Below are 21,082 nucleotides of genomic sequence, written 5' to 3'. Positions count from 1 at the left end.
GCTTATAGCTGAGAAGCAATCACTGCAATTATTTCAAACCAGCTACATAATCAGCCACTGCTTTAATTTCTTCATCTGACATACGATGAGAAATCGCGATCATTTCCGGGCTATTCGTACGCGCACCAGAACGGAAATTGGTTAACTGCGCCACGGTGTAATCTTGATGCTGTGCCGCTAAGCGTGGGAACAAGGCTGGGATGCCGGAACCATTTGGACCGTGACAACCAGCACAAGCTGGAACATTAATTGAGGCAATACCTGAGCGGTAGATTTTTTTGCCCTTTTCGACTAAATCACTATTTTTAGCCGCGCCTGATTTAGTCACTTGCGTGCTTAAGTAGGCGGTTACATTTTTAATATCTTCAGGGCTCAACGCTTTAGCTGTCATCGTCATCACCGCGTTATTGCGGGAAGGTTCCGTAAAGTTGCCGAGTTGTTTCGCTAAATAAGCAGCATGCTGACCAGCTAATTTAGGATTTTGTGAAATGGTTGAATTACCTGCCGCACCGTGACAAGACACACAAGCGATAATGTTGCGCGTTGCGTCGCCATTGGTATAGAGCGCCTCACCTTTTACGGGATCAGCCTTAACTAAGGTCTTTTCTTCAGCAGCGTATGCCAGCGTAGAAAATGCCAACATTGCAATGAGTATTGAATTCAGAAAAGATTTTTGGTTCATTCACGCACCTTGAAGACGAAAGTTAAAAGCGAAATTTATTATTATGCCAATGTTTCGGCTCGCAACTGCTTAATTCGGGCCAATTGCTTGAGCTAACTAAATACCTAGTACCATGGATCCACATTCAATAGCCCGTTATTGTACAATAGCTTTCTTAGGCTTTAGCCCTTTTTGTAGCATTTTTCGGTTCAATTTATGTCCATCCTCTGGCAAGCACGCTTTTTCACTACTGTTAACCATCTTCGTAACTTGCCTGATCTGCAAGTTCCTGAACTGGCTTTTGCCGGGCGTTCCAATGCCGGTAAATCGACAGCCATTAATACCTTATGCAACCAAAAAAAATTAGCCTTTGCGTCCAAAACGCCAGGCCGAACCCAGCATATTAATTACTTTTCAATCGGCGGCGCGCATGTTGCGCAACATCGTAAAGATCCGACGATTGTGGAAGAAATCCGCGCTTTGCTGGTAGATTTACCTGGTTATGGCTACGCTGAAGTACCGGGAGCGGCCAAAAATCATTGGAATGAATTGCTCGGCGCGTATGTAAAAAATCGCGATCAACTTAGCGCATTGATTCTTATTATGGATGCACGTCGTCCATTCACTGATTTAGATAAACAGATGCTTGAATGGTTTGCACCTACTGGTCGTCCGGTACATTGCATATTAGCCAAATCAGATAAATTAAATCGCAATGATTCAACCAACGCTTTGCGCCTGACTCAGTCTGTGCTAGCCAGTTATGTGGATGAAAACGGACAACCGTTCCCTTATACCGTGCAACTGTTCTCCGCACTGAAACGGGTGGGCCTCGAAGAAGCCGATGCGAAAATTCGGGAATTGTTAGGTTTGGATCGTGAACCAGAACCAACCGTTAATGCTGCCGTTGCTGAATAAAAAAACCCCAGTACATAAATGCACTGGGGGTTAACACCATAGAGGTGCCCGCTCAGGGAAGTGAAGCAGGGGATAATCACTTATCCGCCAAATATGAGTGTGGCTATTTAAATAAGTTCCATCATTTTTTTCAAATAGTTATGCCACACTCACACAAACCCTCAAATTTCCCTGCAATTCGCCTGCGCCGTATGCGTAAAGATGCATTTTCCCGCGCATTAATGCGTGAAAACACCATCACTTCATCTGACTTAATTTATCCCGTATTTATTGTTGAAGGCGTCAACCAACGTGAGGCCGTCGCGTCGATGCCGGGGGTTGAGCGTATTTCAGTCGATATTTTATTAACGGTTGCTGAAGATTGTGTCGCGCTTGGCATTCCGGTTATTGCCTTGTTCCCCGTTATTAACCCAAGTTTAAAGACGCCCGATGGCATTGAAGCCACCAACCCCGATGGCTTGATTCCACGCGCCGTGCACGAATTAAAAAGCCGCTTCCCTGAATTGGGAGTACTCACTGACATTGCTTTAGATCCTTACACCAGCCACGGTCAAGATGGTTTAATCGATGCCGATGGCTATGTGTTAAACGATGAAACCTGTGCCATGTTAGTGCGTCAGGCATTAACCCATGCCAAAGCCGGCGTAGACATTGTTGCGCCATCCGACATGATGGATGGCCGGATTGGCGCCATTCGTACCGCTTTAGAGTCACACCACTATATTCATACTCGTATCATGGCTTATTCAGCTAAATACGCTTCGGCGTTTTACGGCCCGTTCCGCGATGCAGTTGGCTCAGCCGGTAATTTAGGTAAAAGCAGCAAAGCTACCTATCAAATGGATCCGGCCAATAGCGATGAAGCGCTGCGTGAAGTTGCGCTTGATTTAGCTGAAGGTGCTGACATGGTAATGGTTAAGCCCGGCATGCCTTATTTAGATGTGGTCCGACGCGTTAAAGATGAATTCAAAGTACCTACCTTCGCGTATCAAGTCAGTGGCGAATACGCCATGATCAAAGCAGCCGCTCAAAACGGCTGGCTAGATCACGACAAGACTATGATGGAAGCGATGATGTCTTTTAAACGCGCTGGCGCAGATGGGGTGCTGACTTATTTTGCACGTGATATTGCGCGCTTACTTAACATAAAGATGTAGGGTGGGCAATTTTGCCCACGCGTTACCGTTGATCAACAGTGGATTTATGTGTGAATATGATTGATCGAAGGTAACGCGTGGGCACAAAACCGTGCCCACCCTACTCAGTAACTCATTACCACTTGGCGTTTCGTTAAAAATTACAAAGAGCGCCTGCGCAATACGCTGTGACAGGTGCCGGTAATCTTCTGTCCTTAGGAAATTTATGCAAGAGCAAGTCATCACCATTGCTTCACCGATTTTTATCCTCCTGATTATCATCGAAATGTTCATCGCATTTCGACGTGGGAAATCTAATTTCCATTTCAGCGACACCATCAACAGCATGAGTTTGGGCATGCTGAGCCAAATCACTTCAGCATTTTTAAAACTGTTTTTAATCGGCATTTACGCTTGGGTTGCGCACAATTTTGCGCTGTTTAAATTACCGAATGCGTGGTGGGTGTGGGTTGCCGGCTTGTTGGTATATGATTTTTTATATTACTGGCTGCATCGCTCTGGCCATGAAATCGCGGTACTGTGGGCAGCACACGTCGTACATCATCAAAGCGAACGTTACAACTTAACTACCGCCTTACGTCAAACTAGTTCTGGCCCACTCCTTGCGTGGATATTCTATTTGCCATTGGCGATATTAGGCGTGCCAATTGAAATGTTTATCGCCATTAGCTTGATTGATTTACTCTATCAATTTTGGGTGCATACCGAACTGATCGGCAAACTTGGCTGGTTTGACCGCGTATTTGTTTCGCCATCCAACCACCGCGTTCATCATGCAACTAACGATATTTATCTCGATAAAAATTATGGCGGGATTTTAATTTTATGGGATAGATTATTCGGCACCTTCATTGAAGAAATGGACGAGCATAAAGTCGTGTATGGCACGCGCAGCCCACTGCGCAGCTGGAATCCGGTCAAAGCCAATATTGAGGTATATCAAGCGATTATCCGTGACGCCAAACGCGCTTCAAATTGGACCGACAAAATCCGTATCTGGTTTAAGCACCCAGGCTGGCAGCCGACCGATGTTGCGCAACAATTTCCACATGCGCCGTTTATACTGCATCGCCCTAATTTTGAACCGGTATTACCTACCAGTTGGAAATGCTATTGCGGCGCTCAATTTTTATTGATACTTTCCATCACAACCCATTTTTTAGCGGTTGACCGTACTATCTCATTTGCCAATTGCGCGCTGTACGGATTTTGGTTAGGCGCTGGTTTGTTGATACTTGGCGGCTTAACCGAGAGACGCTCTAATTACCTTTGGCTAGAATCAATTCGACTTATTTTAACGGCGGGCTTTGTGCTGTTCACTGGCAACTGGTTTGGTGAGTTTGCTTTACCAGCACTGGGACAAGGCGCCGTTTTATTTGTCACCATGAGCTCACTGCTCAGTTTGGTTGTTCTTTTTAAAGGCGCTAATCTGAATTCAAACTTACAGCAAAAATCATGATCACTATTTATCACAATCCACGCTGCTCTAAATCACGCGCCGCATTGGAACTAACGCAACAATTTGCAGAACAAAACCAGCTCGCACTGAGCGTGATCGAATATTTAAAAACGCTGTTAAATTTAGATGAGTTGCGCGCTCTGCAAAAGCAATTAGGCGAACAAAGCCGCGATATGGTGCGGGAATATGGGGCACTGGAACCTGAACAGCAGTGTGCAATTTTATTAGCCCAACCGGAGTTACTACAACGTCCAATCATCAGCTACCAAGGTCGCGCTGTGATAGGAAGAAGTCCCGAAAGCATACAAGCACTGCTAAAGTAATGCTCACTTACTCATCGCCGCCAGCAACTGCCCCTTCATGGTTTTAACCAAGGAAGTTTCGTCTGGCGGAACTCCTTCTGGCGCGACACAATTCCGGTCGGCGTAGATTAAACCAATGGCTTTGCCATTCACGATCAAGGGCAAAATCATCAAACTTTTCACATCGGGGAAATGAGTCAAATGCCACTCTGGTCGTAGATCATGAATCTTGGTACTACTGGTATCTCCGATCATTAAATCGGCATTATTTTTTAAGGCCAAGTGAAATAAATCGCCAGCGCCCTTACTTGAAAAATTGAAGTTTTTTTGTTTATTATGCCAATCCTGACCTAGCGAAATGCGCGCAACATAACGTTCACTTTTAACGTCTTTCAAACTTGCTGTCACAAACTGGAACCCTAAACTTCCATGCAAAATTTCTAGCAATTGCAGTACCAAATCATTTAATTGAAACTTGCCAGTCGAAATAGTCTGGGTCATTTCCATCACACCAGCCAAGAGTAAATCACGCGCATTATGCGGTTTACCGCTAGGGTAATTCGGTTTATCTTCAACTTCTGTGGCGCTTGACATCAGCAAATCATCTGGCAACACTGTTTCGGTATTCGTTGCTGCACCGCCTTTGGTTGAGGCGTTAGCTGTCACCGTACGCATTCCCAGTTTGAGCACTAATTGTTCCGTTTCTTTTACCGCCCTATCCAACCAGCTCGGTAATATTTTGGGGTCTAATTCCAATGCAGCGCCATAGCGCTGCATTAATTCCTTCGTGTATTTTTCATTTTCAAAATTAATTTCCTTAGTACTCCCAGGCATAAATTGGGTATTGCGCATAACGACCTCAGCCGCGTCTGAGCTAAACGCCGCCACTTGCTTTACCCACTCACTTCTATGCCGGGATTTCTTAATCTCACCAAAAGGCAACGCCCCAATTGCTTGCACAATGCTGTCGGGCATATTCCACTGCTGTAGAACCATGCTCCCAAAATGCGCCAAGCTACACCCTAAATGCTGTACTGCAGAATGATGCAGTGTGTCAGTGCCGTCTTTCACCGGCTGCATAATTTCCCGATAAAGATCAGGAGCTTGCGCTGATATTAATACCTGCCCCATATTTTTAAATAATGCGGAAATACTCGCTTCTTCCGCATCCTGGTACATACTCCGGCTCACGCATTCCCGCGCAATAATGCTGGAGCATAACGAGTGCGTCAGTTCGTAATACAAGCTTTGGTCTTGCTCATTAAAACATTCCAGCATGAGCATACCTAACGCGCTGGTTTTGACCACATCAAAGCCCAAAATGAAGATGGCTTTTGAAATGGTGGTGACGGAAGTTCCCTGAGATTTTCGATAAGAAACTGAATTGGCCAGATTTAAGATGTCTTTGGTTAACCCTACATCGGCCAAAATAAAATTGGCTAATTTATTGACCGATTCTTCTCCTGTGGACGCAATTTTTATCACCGTAGAAATAGCAATTCCCAAACTTGGCAAGCGCTGATCCGTGCTGATTTGAAACAGCAATTGATCGCGCCGCTGACGCACTTGCTGGTCATTCAATACGGGTACAGTATTTTTATTCACTGCATTTCATCTCACACAATTAAGCCAGTTAAGGTAAGCCAGTTTTAGCCGCGACTAATCCCATATTTTTTCTGTAATTCTTCATATAACTTGCGCAACGCTGCATTACGAGCATTCGCCGGATCTAATCGACATGAGGCATCAATCAAGCGACGGGCTTGCTCAGCCAATTTTTGCTCCCAGCCGTGATTCTCCAAATACTTCAAATACGCCAACGCCGCATTCATCACCACTTGCGGATTATTCGGCAGTTGTTTCACGGCTGCCGACATCAACTCGACAGAACCACGGTAGTCCCCTATTTTCGCTTTTTGCACTCCGGCAGCCACCAGTTCCATGACCTCAGCACGGCTTTGATTAGCCAGTTTATTCCCCAACTCACCTTGCCCGGCACTTTCAAAAACACCAATGGCGCGTTGCATTTCATTGCTATTGGTGGAATTGCGCATGACTTCTAAAATAACTTCACTGGCTTCTTCATGCATATTGCTATCCAGACAGTTTTTAGCCAAACCCAATTTCATCGAAGTAGAAAGCCCGATATTTTCCCGGCTGGCCGCAACGGCATTAATAAGCTCTTCTGCTAAACGCGGGTCATTATTTTTAGCATGTATAAACGCGGTTGATATCGCCCTGCAAGCCGCCGTTTTGAGTTTGTCAGGCATGGTTTTTTCAAGATCACGTATAACCGATTTTGCCTGATCAATATTCCCGGTTTGTACCAGCGCCTGCACCAAATTAACATGATCTTCAGGGTCTTTAAAGTCAGAGTATTTCACTTTACTGACTACTTTTTTAAGGTTCAATTCTGCACAGGAAAAATCACCCGTGCTTAACGCGATTTCACCTAATTTACGTAACCGCCGCACACCATGCGGTGAAATTTCTACCGCGGCACTCAACACGTTTTTAGCAGACTCTAATTGCCCGGTTTCCTCATGATTTTTCGCTAGTAAATCAAACGCATCCATATACCGGTCATTTTCTACCACCAGCGTTTTTAAAATGTCGCCAGCTTCCTCATAACGCCCTTGCAAATGCATACTTTTGGCAAGACCTAAACGCGCCCAAGCAACAGTGCGCATTTCAGTTAATTGCTTATAAACGGGCTCAGCCAATTCTGGCTCGCCCATCAAGATATGCAACTCGGCACGCAACCGCATAAAATCAACGCGATCGCGTTCATGACGCTCCTCACTTTCGATACACTCGGCGATGGCCCCGGGATAATTTCCGTTATCCATTAATTGATAGATGCGCATAAAATTGGCGCGTTTTTTTAATGCACGCGTAATGCGATCTAACAGACCATCGGGAGTAAACGGTTTTAATAAATAATCATTCGGCGCTAATTCAGCCGCACTCACTACTTTTTCGTAGCTGCGTTCAGCAGTGACCATGATGAAAATAGTAGAAAGTGGCGCCAACTTGTGATGCCGGATATCTTCCAGCAATTGCTGTCCATCCTGACCGGCGCCCAATTCATATTCACACAAAATCAGGTCGAAGTATTTAGCTTTGATACTGCTAAGCCCAGTCCCGGAAGAAATGCCGTGCTCAATTCGGGTGACGCCACATAAATTGAGCATATTGTGGATGCTCGCGCGCATTCCTGAGTGCGGTTCTATTAACAAAACCCTGATTTCAGTAAGCTCGCTCATCACATTCCAGACTGGTCGAAAAGCAGCGTTGGGTTGGGTGTGTTGTTACGCTTGAATTAACTTAGCTTAGTTTGCCCAAATTAATTTAGCTAATTTGACGACGTCTTATTAACTTTATTTTAATAATCTCGCAATCAATAAAACTACCATTGATATAAGGATAGTCGATGCAAAGGGCAAACAAAAGACATGTCCGAAAAGTTTAAATCGTAAGTCGCCGGGCAAGCGCCCTACTCCCAGTTTTTCAAGCCAGGGAAGCAGCGCTGAAAACACGATCAAGCCGATAAAAATAGCAAATACCCATCGAATCATTTTTTATTCCTTAGTTTGCTTCTTAGTTTATAGTCGGTGGCTACGGTCCTGCTGTAGTATCTTTTCAGGCAAAGTCACATTCACGCCCATTGCCAACACTTTAAAAAGCTCACCCATCTCTGCCGGTGAAATCAATTTTTGTAAGGCATTGGCCTGCGGCAGATAGCGCATTGCATCGCTTGGCGAAGTACGTAACAGCACATCACCTATGCCCGCATGCAGCAAAAATCCCGCCTGACTGGTATAACACAGCAACTCCAGACCAGCTAACTGACCCGCATGCTGCATCGCACTAAAATCGACATGCGATGTGATGTCTTGCAAACCCGGCCAATAAAATGGCTCGGTGTGTGAGTGATGCCGGTAATGGCACATCAATGTACCTTGGTCACGTTGATGTAAATAGTATTCTGCGGCGGGAAAACCGTAATCAATAAATAACGAAATACCAGCTCCCCCAGCTTTCAGCATCTGCGCAACCGAGGTCATAAATCCTTGGGCAATCGGGTGCAACTCGGTTAAATAACCGACCGGCAAAGCCTCTTCGTCAGGAATTTGCGCCAATAATGCCGACTCCACCAACGCTTGCTCTGTCCATTTCAAAGCCCCAGCTTGCCAGCTAACGCCCAGCTCGTTCCAACCCGATGCCGTTTTTTTAACTAACTGCACCGGCATCGCGTCCAGCACTTCATTACCCAGGATTAAGCCAGAAAATGACGCAGGCATTTGCTGCAACCAGACCACTTCAGGAAAATCTTTTAGTAATTGCTCTTGCCGACTGCGCAGTTCGCCTGATAATTCAACGATATAATAGCGCTCTGGAGGCGACGCCTGATGATGCAATTCGGTTAATAAATCAAAGGCCAGCTTGCCGGTGCCAGCGCCGAATTCCATTATTTGATTGGCCGTTTGCGGTAAGACCTGCAAGGCAAAGTTGGCTAAAGCAGCACCAAACAGCGATGAAATTTCTGGTGCGGTTGTAAAATCGCCCGCGCTACCTAGTTTGGCAGCACCGCCGGTGTAATACCCGAGCTGCGGCGCGTAAAGCGCTAATTCCATATAGCGGGCAAAAGAAATCCAGCCGCCATTTGCGCTAATTTCTTGTGCGATGAGTTCCAGTAAAGCCTGTGAAGCCGCTTGCGCTTCTGGACTTGGTTGCGGTAATTGAAGTTTTTGCATTGCTAACACGTTATATTTAAGTTCACCTATTATCTAAGATTAAATCTAAGATTAACTGCAAAACATAAAATTTATCTTCATGACGACTCAAAATTTATCGCCGACAAAAGCGCCCGTTGCATTAATCACCGGTGCAGCCGTACGCATTGGCCGCAGCATTGCGTTGACGCTGGCGCAGCGTGGTTGGGACATTGCGGTACATTTTAATAATTCAGAACAGCCAGCGCGTGAATTAGTGGCTGAAATTACCGCCCTCGGTCGTCGCGCCATTTACCTGCAATGCGATTTAACTGACGAAGCCGGAGTCAAAAAACTAGTCCAGCGCGTAGTGAACGGTTTAGGCTCAATCCAATGCGTCGTCAATAACGCATCGGCTTTTGAAGTAGATACGGCGGCTAACTTTAGCCATGCAATGCTTGATCATCACATGCACATCAACCTGGCCGCGCCCGTCTTGTTGGCCCAAGCGTTATTTGATGCGACGCCAGATGGCCAGCAAACTTGCGTAGTGAATTTACTCGATCAAAAACTGTTTAATTTAAATCCGGATTTTTTATCCTACACCTTATCCAAAGCCGCTTTACAGTGCGCGACCACCACGTTGGCGCAAGCCTTAGCACCTAAAGTACGGGTAGTTGGCGTAGCGCCGGGCACGACGTTGGCGTCTATTCATCAAGATCAGCGCAACTTTGAAAAAACCCATCAGCACGCTGCCTTAGGTCAGTCCAGTACGCCGCAAGACATTGCTGATGCGGTGCATTACCTGGCTTCTGCGCGCGCCGTCACCGGCACAATTTTGGCGGTAGATGGCGGCCAGCATTTAATTCCCTTAGCACGTGATGTGATGTATGTCGTCAACACGAACTAGTTCTAATTCACCCTTTTACACTTTTAATCTCTTTATGAATTCCGACCTAGCTCTCCCGCAATTACAAGATTGCCGCCGCTTATTTTTACGTGACTATGAAATCTTCATCAACATCGGCGTGCATGACTTTGAAAAGAAAGGCGAGCAACGGGTTTTTATTAATATTGATTTATATATTCCCTTAGCAGCATCCACGCCGCAGCATGATTTATTAGAAGAGGTCGTGGATTACGATTTTATGCGCTCAACAGTCGCCAACCGCATCGCCCAAGGCCACATTCATTTGCAAGAAACGCTATGCGATGAGTTAGCCAAAAGCATGTTGACGCACCCTAAAGTGCGCGCAGTACGCATCTCCACCATGAAGCCCGATGTCTATCCCGATTGCGCTGGCGTCGGCGTAGAAATTTTTAAGATTAAAGAGCAATAAAATGATGAACGCAACACTCTCAGCAGCTGAACCACTGTCGATTAAAAGCATCGAAAAAATCACTTACGAAAATAATAAATTACACAAACGCTTATGCCGCCAGGTTGGGCAAGCGATTGGCGACTTTAATATGATTGAAGACGGCGACAAGGTGATGGTATGCTTGTCTGGCGGTAAAGACAGCTACGCGCTGTTGGATATTTTGCTGACATTGCGTGAGCGCGCGCCGATTAATTTTGATATTGTCGCGGTCAATCTAGATCAAAAACAGCCGAATTTCCCAGCCGATATTTTGCCCGCTTACCTGACAAAACTCGGTGTGCCATTTCATATTGAAAACCAAGACACCTACAGCATCGTGAAGCGCGTGATTGAAGAAGGCAAAACTACCTGCTCACTGTGTTCACGTCTACGACGCGGGATTTTATATCGGGTGGCGGATGAGCTGGGCGCGAACAAAATCGCACTTGGGCATCATCGCGACGACATTTTAGAAACTTTTTTCCTGAATATGTTTTTTGGCGCAAAGATCAAAGGCATGCCCGCCAAATTGCAGTCTGACGATGGCAAACATATGGTGATCCGGCCGATGGCCTATGTCAAAGAAGAAGACACGTTCCGCTATGCCGAAGTAAAAAAATTCCCGATTATTCCATGCGATTTATGCGGCTCGCAAGAGAACTTGCAACGCAAACAAATCAAAGGTTTGATGCGCGAATGGGAAAAGAAACATCCGGGTCGAGTTGAAAGTATTTTCTCCGCCATATCCACCGTTGTGCCGTCGCATTTAATGGATAGAGATTTATTTAATTTCAAAGATTTAAACATCGACGGAAAAGCAAAACCAGAAGGCGATATAGCATTTGATGATGAACCTTGCGCACCGCCGCAAGCTTTTAATACAATTAGCATTACTCCAAACTAAACACACACCGCCATGATAAATATTGTGATATTAGCCGCAGGAATGGGCAAACGGATGCGTTCCGACTTACCTAAAGTGCTGCACAACATTGCCGGAAAGCCGTTAGTCAATCATGTGCTGGATACCGCACGTGGTTTATCACCGGCGACGCTATGCGTCATTTACGGCCACGGCGGTGAACAAGTACCCACTAAACTCGCCGCATCAGATGTGCAATTTGCCAAACAAGAACCACAGCTAGGCACCGGCCACGCAGTACAACAAGCGCTGCCATTTTTAAATGAAACATTACCAACGCTGATTTTAGCGGGCGATGTACCACTGACTAAACTCAGTTCATTACAGGCCTTGGTTGCTGCAGCGGGTTCCGATAAGCTGGGGATTTTAACGGTCGACTTAACCGACCCAACCGGCTATGGCCGCATCGTGCGTGAAGACGGCAAGATCAGCAAAATCGTCGAGCACAAAGACGCCACCAGTGCGCAACACGCCATACGCGAAGTCAATACGGGCATCATGATCATGCCAACCACCAAGCTCAAACAATGGTTAGCCACGCTGTCCAACAATAACGCGCAAGGCGAATATTACTTGACCGACGTGATTGCCAAAGCAGTAGCCGATGGCGTGGAACTAGTTTCCGCTCAACCCGACGCGGAATGGGAAACCATGGGCGTGAATAGCAAAACCCAATTAGCCGAATTAGAACGCCTGTACCAACGTAACCAAGCAGATTTATTATTAGAAAACGGCGTCACGTTACTTGACCCGCAACGTATTGATATTCGCGGCACGTTGCAATGCGGGCGCGATGTCAGCATTGATGTCGGCTGTATTTTTGAAGGCAATGTCACCGTGGAAGATGGCGTGCAGATTGGTGCTTATTGCGTGATCAAAGACGCGCATCTTGCCAAGAATAGCAACATCAAACCGTTCTGCCATATTGACGGAAGCACGGTTGGCGCAGGTTCGCAAATTGGCCCTTACGCACGCTTGCGCCCAGGTGCCGAGTTGGCTGCCGATGTGCATATCGGGAATTTTGTTGAAGTTAAAAAAAGCCAGATCGGTGCGCATAGCAAAGCCAATCATTTGGCCTACATCGGCGACGCAACCATTGGTGAGCGCGTCAACATTGGTGCTGGCACGATCACTTGCAACTACGATGGCGTGAATAAATTCCGCACCATTATTGAAGACGACGCGTTCATCGGCAGCGACAGCCAGTTGATTGCACCGGTCACGGTCGGCAAAGGCGCGACGTTGGGTGCAGGTACTAGCTTATCTAAAGATGCACCAGCCGGGCAGCTTACCGTTTCTCGCGCCAGACAAGTCAGCATTGCTGGCTGGGTTCGTCCGGTTAAAAAGACTAACTAATTTCTGACTAAGCCTGATGATAAAAATCCGCACCTTAGAACTCAGTGATGCAGAAAACTTGCTGAGTTTTGAATTTGAAAATCGCGCCTGGTTTGAGCAGCACATTGCGCCGCGACCAGATAGCTGGTTTTCAAAAGAAGGCGTGCTGGCGCATATTCGCTCTTATTTGAAAGCACAACAACAAGGCACATTTCACGCTTGTGTTGTGCTGGATGAAACAGAGCAGAAGATTATCGCCCGCGCCAATCTACGTGATATTGATCAAGATGCTGGCACCGCAGAAATTGGTTACCGGATTGCGCAAGCACTTACAGGAAAAGGTCTAGCCAGCGCCGCAACCAAACACCTGATGAAGCTGGCCTATTCGGAATGGCAGCTCAAGCAACTGAGCGGTTTTGTGAGCTTGGCAAACCCCGCTTCTGCACGCGTGCTGGAAAAAAATGGCTTCAACAATGTCGGGCCAGGCGAACGCGTAGCAGTACTCAAGCACGGCACATTTGCCTGCGATGAATATCGGCATTTGCGTGTAGATTAATGAAGCATTCTGTGCGAAATGAGTGTGAACTGCGCCTGTGTTTCCGCCAATTTAACGGGCATGTGTAGGCTGGGATGCAATCCCAGCTTATACGTTATAGATGCTGGGATTGCATCCCAGCCTACCTCGCTACAAAGCACAAAATCGTCATCCTTGCGAATGCAGTGATCCAGTAGCACGTAGTACCTTCACCGCTAGACGTATTAACTCCTGGATTCCCGCCTGCGCGGGAATGACGTTTTCAATTTTGAAGAGACAATCTACTCAAAAAATACCGCTCCCATTGCAGCGGCAATCAGTTGCATATCGTGTTCACTAACGGAAAAAAGCCCAAACCGTAATTGATAGCCCCAATTTGTTATTCCCCTTGAAAAATCCAGCGAGCCAAGCAATGGTTGAATCACCGCCTCTTTGGCAGGAAACCACATAACATCGCGACGGAACGGACAAAATCCTGGCGTCATTTCAACCTGATATGGTTCGTTATTCTTCACGACACCGATTGCTGTAAACGCCTGTAACTTGTGCTTGCTACCAAACTCCACGGTTGGTGAATAATAAGCAACGCGGTCACCGGGCTTGATACGATGTAACGGCGCAGCCTTTCCATGGCAAACCTGCATAAAACCCACTTCCCGACCAATACGCACATGCTCTGCTGACGCGACAGCAATCCAGTTGCGACTCATGTTAGTGCTCCTCGATAGTGGATGGAATCGATACAGGAATACACTCCTGCTCAACCAGTCATCATCTTAAAAGCCGCTTGTGTCAATTTCTGTCAGTAAGCGCATTTGAACAGATATAATTTAATGCTTCTAATCTCAGCTCAAACCCTATGTCGCGCGCAGAACGCCTACTTGATCTAATCCAATTACTGCGTGAGCACCGTTACCCGGTGACCGGCACTGTCTTGTGCACGAAACTTGGCGTCAGCTTGCGCACCCTGTACCGCGACATCAAAACGCTGCAAGAACAAGGCGCGCACATTGAAGGTGAGCCGGGTCTGGGCTATTTGCTACGCCCCGGTTTTATTTTGCCGCCGCTCATGTTGACCGAAGAAGAAATCGAGGCATTATTGCTCGGCTCTCGCTGGGTCGCCCAGCGCGGTGATGCCAAACTGGGTGGCGCCGCGCAATCCGCCTTATCCAAAATCATTGCCGTGCTACCGGGTGAACTGCGTGACCCACGCGACACCTCCACGCTGCTAGTCGGCCCCGGTGAACCGATAGCTACCGGCAGTTTGGAATTACCGTTGATCCGGCAAGCAATCTGCGCCGAACACAAACTGCACATCACTTATCGCGACTTGAAAGAAGATGAATCCAGCCGCACGATCTGGCCATTCGCAGTTGGCTTTTTTGACGATGTGAGGATTGTAGTTGCCTGGTGCGAACTGCGCCTGTGTTTCCGTCATTTCCGGGTTGATCGCATTACGTCTATCAAAGTATCAGAACAGCGCTATCCACGGAATCGGCAGAGCTTGTTAAAAGAATGGCGTGCTACGGAAAAGATTCCGGTTAAGTAGGGCTTAATGGCGGCTTAAGGCGGGCGGCCATGAATAATGAGAACAATGTAGGCTGGGATTTCATTCCAGCCTACCGCACTTTCCTTAGCTAAAAACACTGCTGACAGAAACTGTCAGCAACCAAGTTTAAGATGAAGTCAGCTTAAAACCCAGTCACAACTGCTTAAGCCCAACCCATCATTAACTTAAGGAATAACGCCATGTTTAATCCCAACTTCATTCTTCTGTATGTTGCCAACCCCTTAGCCAGTGCCGATTTTTACGCTAAGCTGCTGGGCAAACCAGCAATCGAAAAATCACCCACCTTTGCCATGTTCGCGCTGGAATCCGGCGTCAAGTTGGGCTTATGGGCCAAACACACGGTAGAGCCCGCTGTGACCGCGTCGCAAGGCGGAAGTGAGTTAGCTTTTGCAGTAGCCAACAACGACATCGTCACTGCGCAGCATAACGACTGGAAAGAACGCGGCCTCGTGATTGCACAAACCCCGACGGCGATGGATTTTGGCTATACCTTTGTAGCGCTCGACCCGGATGGCAACCGCTTGCGGGTATTTGCACCTTCAGCACCTTAATACTGCTTATTGTCTAAACGCAGCGCAAGATATCTGACTCTTGCGCTGCCGCTCTCCCCTGTTTAATCGCTCTCTGTAACGTCAATCATTTTCCGCAATATTGCTATCAATATTGTATTATTCACGTTCAAACTTTATTTGGACGAAACAATGACGACATTTTCGTTACGCAAAATATTCGCTGGCGCGCTGTTGCTGGCGCTCACTTGGTCGGCACAAAGTGCCATCACGCTTTCAGATCCACTGCCTATTAATCCGCTACTAAAAATGGGCAAGCTTGAGAATGGCTTAACTTACTATATTCAAAAAAACAGTAAACCGGAAAAACGGGTAGAGCTACGGTTAGTCGTTAAAGCCGGCTCCATTCTGGAAGACGATGACCAACAAGGCCTGGCGCATTTTACGGAACACATGGCGTTTAACGGTTCACGTCATTTTAAAAAACATGAGCTGATTTCGTATCTGCAATCCATCGGCATTAAATTTGGTGCCGACTTAAACGCGTACACCAGCTTTGATGAAACCGTCTACATTTTGCCGGTTCCGACTACAAAAAAAGAAAACCTGGAAACCGGCTTTTTGGTGCTGGAAGATTGGGCGCAAGGCTTAACAATGAATGACGCAGATATCGATTCCGAGCGCCATATCATTTTGGAAGAAGCGCGCTTAGGTAAAGGCGCCGGCGACCGCATGAACAAGCAGTTATACCCCGCTTTATTTAACGGCTCCAAATATGCCGAGCGTCTACCGATCGGTAAAGAAGACATCATCAGCAATTTTAAACATGACGCGATTAAACGTTTTTATGCGGATTGGTATCGTCCTGATTTAATGGCGGTGGTGGTGATTGGTGATATAGAGCCAGAACAAGCCGAACAAATGATAAAAGCGCACTTTGCCCAACTGAAAAATCCCGCCAACGAACGCCCGCGTAACTATGCAAAAATTCCTACTCGCGACGCATCAGCCGGTTTGGTGATTACCGATAAAGAAGCAACGAATAATGTCGTCATGATTCGTTACCCGGTTCAACCCAGTACGCCAGACAAAAGCATTGCAGATTACCGTCAATCGCTGATCAAAAACTTAAGTTCTGCCATTCTCAATCAGCGTCTGCAAGAGCTCACACAACAAGCCACGCCGCCGTTTATAGGCGGAGGCAGTTCAATCGGAGCACTTGCGCACGGTTATGAATCTTTTTCTTCCGCCGCAATCATCGGCCGCACAGGTGTTGAATCAGCAATTACTGCGCTGATTCAAGAAAATGAACGTGCCCGCCAATTTGGTTTTAGTAGTGCCGAATTAGAGCGCACCAAAAAAAATCATTTACGCTTCTTTGAAACGGCATACAACGAAAGAGATAAATCAAACTCTTCCGAGTATGCCGCCGAATACATCCGCCATTTCTTAACAGAAGAATCGATACCCGGAATTGTGAATGAATACGCCTACGCTACCGAGCTACTACCAGGCATTACGCTAGATGAAGTTAACCATTACGCGCAAAAAAATATTCCTGACAACATCCCCAAATTAGCCACCTATTTAGGATCGAATAAAGAAGGCGAAATTATTCCGACCAATACGCAATTATTAAATTGGGTCAACTCGGCAGAAAAAGCGCCGGTGCTTGCCAATAGCGACAAAGCCATTCCAACCAGTTTATTAGCACAAGCACCCAACGCTGGCAGCATTACGGCTGAAACAGTCAATGTAAGGCTCGGCACAACAGAATTAACGCTTTCCAACGGCCTTAAAGTTATTCTCAAACCGACCGACTTTAAAAGCGATCAAGTGTTATTAAGCGCATCTCGCTTTGGCGGACTATCGCTGTTTGATGATGCAGATAAATACAATGCGCTGTACGCCACAGCAGTAACCCAAAGCATGGGTTTAGCAAGCTACACGCCAACCGATTTGCAAAAAATACTTGCCGGAAAATCGCTGTCCTTCAATACCAGTTTGAGCAACTATACCGAGCATTTGTCTGGCTATGCGGCCAGCTCGGACATTGAAACACTGTTCCAATCCATCTACTTACGTTTTGCAAATCCGCGTAAAGATCCGGATTTGTACACGGCATTTATCAGCGGCATGCAAGACTTAACAAAAAACTCGATGGCACGGCCGGAATCAGTATTTTCTAACACGCTATCAACCACGCTGTACAACAACCATCCACGCTTATCACTGGCACCTAAACCAGACGATTTTACCCATATCAATTTAGATCGTACATCCGCTATTTACGGCGAACGATTTAACAGCGCAAAAGGGTTTACGTTTATTTTGATAGGCAGCTTTGATTTAGAAAAAATCAAGCCATTAATAGCGACTTACTTAGCCAGCTTACCAACCACGGAACTCAGCACTTCTTACCATGATTTAAACATCCGTCCGGTCACTGGCGTAGTTAAGAAAGAAGTCCATAGTGGTAGTGAACCAAAGAGCCAGGTTTCGATCATTTTCACAGGACCGGCTAACTATTCCAAAGAAGAAAATATGCGTTTTAATGCGCTGATTGAAGTGATGAATTTGCGTATTACCGACGTACTTCGTGAAAAATTAACCCTCATTTACAGCGGCGGCATGAGCGGATCAATTGATCGCATTCCTTACCAAAATTATCGCATCGCTATTAACTTACCTTGCGGCCCCGACAATGTCGATAAAGTGATCGCCGCGACGTTTGCTGAAATTGAAAAAATAAAAAGTGAAACGCCACCTGAGCCAGTGAAAGATCAGGGTCAAGATCAGGATCAAAAGCAGGCAAAAGAAAAAATCAACAGTGCCGGTCCAACGCAAGAAGAATTGAATAAGGTAAAACTGAACTGGATTAAAAATCACAACATCGCCATGCGCACCAATGAACAATGGCTGCGTTACCTGCAAGATGCCACACTGTTTAACACCGATACGACAGAACTGCTGACAGTAGAAAATCGCGTTAATGCGATTACATTGGCGGATGTAAGAGAAAGCGCTAAGCGTTATTTGAATACAGAAAACTACGTACAGGTTGTGCTCTACCCTGAAAAATAATTAAGCCAAGCGCGGGATTACATTGAACTGTAATCCCGCGCTTTTCGCTTTTTATCCCCAGCACATCACACCGCAATCCGCGTTTCAAACTTACTGCGCAACACCGAAAAAAAACTCCGTACATTACGCACATTGGCGTGCTGCGCAAAGAGTCGATGCGCCAGCTCATGGTAAGCCGCCATATCCGCCACTTGAATGATCAATACAAAATCCGGCCCTGGCGAAACCCGATAACATTGCTGCACAGCGGCCTCGGTTGCCACTAATTTTTCAAATTCAATCAAACGCTCACTCGCTTGCACATCCAACGTAATCTCAACAATCGCGCTCAAACTTGCGCCCACTTTTTCCGGATCTAACAGCACCACTTGCCGCGCAATCACGCCGCCGTCAACCAAGCGCTTTACGCGCCGCAGACAAGTTGGTGCGGAAGCATGAACCAGCTCAGCTAATTCCTGATTGGTTTGTGCCGCGTCATCTTGCAGGGCATTCAAAATGCGCCTGTCTAGTTCATCAAGGATGATTTTTACGGTTTTCATTGAAATATTTCACTATATATTTAAATTAAATGTAATTATATTTCACAATAACTAGATGTTGATTATAAATTTCATAAATATATAAATTATGCAGAATAATTTCTCTCAACTTCTTTTACGATACGGCTATCCCAACCAGTTCATTAGAGGCTCCCTATGTGTGGCATCGTCGGCGCAGTAGCACAACGTAACATCACCCCCATTCTGCTAGAAGGCTTAAAGCGACTCGAATACCGTGGTTATGATTCCTGCGGCATCGCTTTGCACACCCATGGCGAATTACAACGCTCACGCAGCACTTCCCGCGTAGCGGAGCTGGAGAAGCAAATTGAACAGTCCGGCTTATCCGGCTTTACCGGCATTGCCCACACGCGCTGGGCAACCCACGGCGTACCGTCCACCGATAACGCCCACCCGCATTTTTCCCGCCAACGGATCGCTCTGGTGCATAACGGCATTATCGAAAACCATGAAGAATTACGCGCAGAGCTACGCGCTTTAGGTTACGTTTTTGAAAGCCAGACCGACACCGAAGTCATCGCGCATTTGGTCGATCATTTATACCAAGGCGATTTATTTGAAACCGTGCAACAAGCCGTAAAACGCTTGCATGGCGCGTATGCGATTGCCGTTTTTTGCCGCGATGAACCACATCGGGTGATCGGTGCGCGACAAGGTTCGCCATTAATTGTCGGCGTAGGCCAAGGTGAAAATTTCCTCGCGTCCGACGCCATGGCAATCGCCGGCACCACCGATCAAATTATCTATTTAGAAGAAGGCGACGTTGTTGATTTACAGTTGCAACGCTGCTGGATAGTCGATGCCAATGGCCGCCCGGTACAGCGCGAAGTGCGCACAGTACACGCACATACCGGCGCAGCAGAATTAGGCCCTTATCGCCACTACATGCAGAAGGAAATTTTTGAGCAACCACGTGCGATTGGCGATACGTTGGACGGCGTTACCGGCATCATGCCAGAACTATTTGGCGACGCTGCACACGGTGTTTTCAAGAAAATCGATTCACTGCTAATCCTGGCTTGCGGCACCAGTTATTACGCCGGACTCACGGCTAAATATTGGATAGAATCAATCGCTAAAATTCCGGTACAAGTTGAAGTAGCCAGTGAGTACCGCTATCGCGATAGCGTGCCAAACCCGAACAGTTTAGTCGTCACCATTTCACAAAGCGGCGAAACTGCGGATACCTTGGCAGCACTTAAACATGCCCGCTCATTGGGAATGGAACACACCCTTACCATCTGTAACGTAGCCACCAGCGCGATGGTGCGTGAATGCAAATTAGCCTACATCACCCGTGCTGGCGTGGAAGTTGGCGTCGCATCAACCAAAGCCTTCACCACCCAGTTAGCCGCCCTGTTTTTACTTACCTTAGCCTTAGCACAAAGCAAGGGCCGCATCACCGAAGCAGCAGAAAACGAACACCTCAAAGCTATGCGCCATTTGCCGGTAGCGATTAGCGCCGTATTAGCGTTAGAGCCACAAATTATCGCCTGGTCAGAAGATTTTGCGCGCTATGAAAATGCGTTATTTTTAGGACGCGGCATGCATTATCCGATCGCTCTGGAAGGCGCATTAAAGCTCAAAGAAATCTCTTACATCCACGCCGAAGCTTATCCGGCAGGCGAATTAAAACACGGCCCACTAGCCTTAGTTACTAAGGAAATGCCGGTGGTAACTGTCGCCCCGAAAGACGCGTTATTGGAAAAATTAAAATCCAACATGCAAGAAGTACGGGCACGTGGCGGCGAGTTATATGTATTCGCCGATGCCGATTCCAATATCAGTTCCAGCGAAGGCGTGCATGTGATTCGCCTGCCAGAAAACTACGGCCAACTGTCCCCGATTTTGCATACAGTCGCCTTGCAGTTGCTGGCCTATCACACCGCATTAGCGCGTGGTACGGATGTGGATAAACCGAGAAATTTAGCGAAATCGGTTACGGTAGAGTGAGTTTATATTGAGGTAGTGGGTATTAATGGCAAGGAATAATA

At 46.8% G+C, this 21,082-nt stretch carries 20 protein-coding genes; 13 read left to right on the top strand and 7 right to left on the bottom strand.

Annotated features, from left to right (window positions below; all coding sequences use genetic code 11):
• Positions 1–28: 28 nt before the first annotated feature.
• Positions 29–682, bottom strand: a complete 654-nt coding sequence (locus S2091_RS03850) for a c-type cytochrome (protein WP_105530465.1) — start codon at positions 680–682, stop codon at positions 29–31.
• A gap of 195 nt (positions 683–877) precedes the next feature.
• Between S2091_RS03850 and yihA the strand changes: the two genes are divergently transcribed.
• The 4 genes from yihA (at position 878) to S2091_RS03830 (ending at position 4,518) form a co-directional block, all read left to right on the top strand.
• The gene (gene yihA, locus S2091_RS03845; RefSeq protein WP_105530464.1) at positions 878–1,579 is read left to right on the top strand and encodes a ribosome biogenesis GTP-binding protein YihA/YsxC; all 702 of its coding nucleotides are present in this window, start codon (positions 878–880) and stop codon (positions 1,577–1,579) included.
• 140 nt (positions 1,580–1,719) lie between these two features.
• Complete coding sequence (gene hemB, locus S2091_RS03840) at positions 1,720–2,736, top strand: porphobilinogen synthase (protein WP_105530463.1); 1,017 nt, start codon at positions 1,720–1,722, stop codon at positions 2,734–2,736.
• Between the two features lie 205 nt (positions 2,737–2,941).
• Entirely contained in the window at positions 2,942–4,195 is a 1,254-nt protein-coding gene (locus tag S2091_RS03835) for a sterol desaturase family protein (RefSeq protein ID WP_105530462.1), read from the top strand.
• On the top strand, positions 4,192–4,518 hold the full coding sequence (locus S2091_RS03830) for an ArsC/Spx/MgsR family protein (protein WP_105530461.1): 327 nt from the start codon (positions 4,192–4,194) through the stop codon (positions 4,516–4,518). The genes S2091_RS03835 and S2091_RS03830 overlap by 4 nt, the downstream gene beginning before the upstream one ends.
• A 3-nt stretch (positions 4,519–4,521) precedes the next feature.
• Here S2091_RS03830 and S2091_RS03825 read toward each other — a convergent pair whose 3' ends face one another.
• From S2091_RS03825 to S2091_RS03810, 4 genes are all read right to left on the bottom strand, one after another.
• Entirely contained in the window at positions 4,522–6,102 is a 1,581-nt protein-coding gene (locus tag S2091_RS03825) for an HDOD domain-containing protein (protein ID WP_105530460.1), read from the bottom strand.
• A 44-nt stretch (positions 6,103–6,146) separates the two neighbouring features.
• Positions 6,147–7,763 carry a tetratricopeptide repeat-containing response regulator gene (locus S2091_RS03820; protein WP_105530459.1) on the bottom strand — a complete coding sequence of 539 codons (1,617 nt, stop codon included), beginning with the start codon at positions 7,761–7,763 and terminating at the stop codon, positions 6,147–6,149.
• Between the two features lie 114 nt (positions 7,764–7,877).
• Positions 7,878–8,075 carry a DUF2905 domain-containing protein gene (locus tag S2091_RS03815; RefSeq protein ID WP_105530458.1) on the bottom strand — a complete coding sequence of 66 codons (198 nt, stop codon included), beginning with the start codon at positions 8,073–8,075 and terminating at the stop codon, positions 7,878–7,880.
• 27 nt (positions 8,076–8,102) lie between these two features.
• Positions 8,103–9,254 (bottom strand): class I SAM-dependent methyltransferase, encoded by a 1,152-nt coding sequence (locus S2091_RS03810; protein WP_105530457.1) that lies wholly within the window; start codon positions 9,252–9,254, stop codon positions 8,103–8,105.
• A gap of 79 nt (positions 9,255–9,333) precedes the next feature.
• Between S2091_RS03810 and S2091_RS03805 the strand changes: the two genes are divergently transcribed.
• From S2091_RS03805 to S2091_RS03785, 5 genes are read left to right on the top strand one after another with little or no spacing between them, the layout of a single operon-like run.
• Entirely contained in the window at positions 9,334–10,122 is a 789-nt protein-coding gene (locus S2091_RS03805; protein ID WP_105530456.1) for an SDR family oxidoreductase, read from the top strand.
• A 34-nt stretch (positions 10,123–10,156) separates the two neighbouring features.
• Entirely contained in the window at positions 10,157–10,552 is a 396-nt protein-coding gene (locus tag S2091_RS03800; protein ID WP_105530455.1) for a dihydroneopterin aldolase, read from the top strand.
• Positions 10,553–10,556: 4 nt separating this feature from the next.
• Complete coding sequence (gene ttcA / locus S2091_RS03795) at positions 10,557–11,477, top strand: tRNA 2-thiocytidine(32) synthetase TtcA (protein ID WP_105530522.1); 921 nt, start codon at positions 10,557–10,559, stop codon at positions 11,475–11,477.
• Positions 11,478–11,492: 15 nt separating this feature from the next.
• On the top strand, positions 11,493–12,851 hold the full coding sequence (gene glmU, locus S2091_RS03790; protein WP_105530521.1) for a bifunctional UDP-N-acetylglucosamine diphosphorylase/glucosamine-1-phosphate N-acetyltransferase GlmU: 1,359 nt from the start codon (positions 11,493–11,495) through the stop codon (positions 12,849–12,851).
• Positions 12,852–12,867: 16 nt separating this feature from the next.
• Positions 12,868–13,386 carry a GNAT family N-acetyltransferase gene (locus tag S2091_RS03785; protein WP_105530454.1) on the top strand — a complete coding sequence of 173 codons (519 nt, stop codon included), beginning with the start codon at positions 12,868–12,870 and terminating at the stop codon, positions 13,384–13,386.
• Positions 13,387–13,646: 260 nt separating this feature from the next.
• Here S2091_RS03785 and S2091_RS03780 read toward each other — a convergent pair whose 3' ends face one another.
• The gene (locus S2091_RS03780) at positions 13,647–14,075 is read right to left on the bottom strand and encodes an EVE domain-containing protein (RefSeq protein ID WP_105530453.1); all 429 of its coding nucleotides are present in this window, start codon (positions 14,073–14,075) and stop codon (positions 13,647–13,649) included.
• Between the two features lie 149 nt (positions 14,076–14,224).
• Here S2091_RS03780 and S2091_RS03775 point away from each other — a divergent pair, with 149 nt between their 5' ends.
• The 3 genes from S2091_RS03775 (at position 14,225) to S2091_RS03765 (ending at position 18,528) form a co-directional block, all read left to right on the top strand.
• Positions 14,225–14,914 carry a helix-turn-helix transcriptional regulator gene (locus tag S2091_RS03775; protein WP_105530452.1) on the top strand — a complete coding sequence of 230 codons (690 nt, stop codon included), beginning with the start codon at positions 14,225–14,227 and terminating at the stop codon, positions 14,912–14,914.
• Positions 14,915–15,114: 200 nt separating this feature from the next.
• Positions 15,115–15,486 carry a VOC family protein gene (locus S2091_RS03770; protein ID WP_105530451.1) on the top strand — a complete coding sequence of 124 codons (372 nt, stop codon included), beginning with the start codon at positions 15,115–15,117 and terminating at the stop codon, positions 15,484–15,486.
• Positions 15,487–15,636: 150 nt separating this feature from the next.
• The gene (locus S2091_RS03765; protein ID WP_105530450.1) at positions 15,637–18,528 is read left to right on the top strand and encodes a M16 family metallopeptidase; all 2,892 of its coding nucleotides are present in this window, start codon (positions 15,637–15,639) and stop codon (positions 18,526–18,528) included.
• 65 nt (positions 18,529–18,593) lie between these two features.
• Here the strand turns inward: S2091_RS03765 and S2091_RS03760 are convergent, their stop codons facing one another.
• The gene (locus tag S2091_RS03760; RefSeq protein WP_105530449.1) at positions 18,594–19,067 is read right to left on the bottom strand and encodes an Lrp/AsnC family transcriptional regulator; all 474 of its coding nucleotides are present in this window, start codon (positions 19,065–19,067) and stop codon (positions 18,594–18,596) included.
• Between the two features lie 156 nt (positions 19,068–19,223).
• Between S2091_RS03760 and glmS the strand changes: the two genes are divergently transcribed.
• Positions 19,224–21,041: a glutamine--fructose-6-phosphate transaminase (isomerizing) gene (glmS, locus tag S2091_RS03755; RefSeq protein ID WP_105530448.1), complete on the top strand. Its 1,818-nt coding sequence runs from the start codon at positions 19,224–19,226 to the stop codon at positions 21,039–21,041.
• The last annotated feature ends 41 nt before the right edge of the window (positions 21,042–21,082 follow it).

The organism is Solimicrobium silvestre (genome assembly GCF_002976435.1).
GTDB lineage: Bacteria > Pseudomonadota > Gammaproteobacteria > Burkholderiales > Burkholderiaceae_D > Solimicrobium > Solimicrobium silvestre.
Note: the sequence above shows the minus strand (reverse complement) of the source record. Positions and strands in the feature narration are given on the sequence as shown.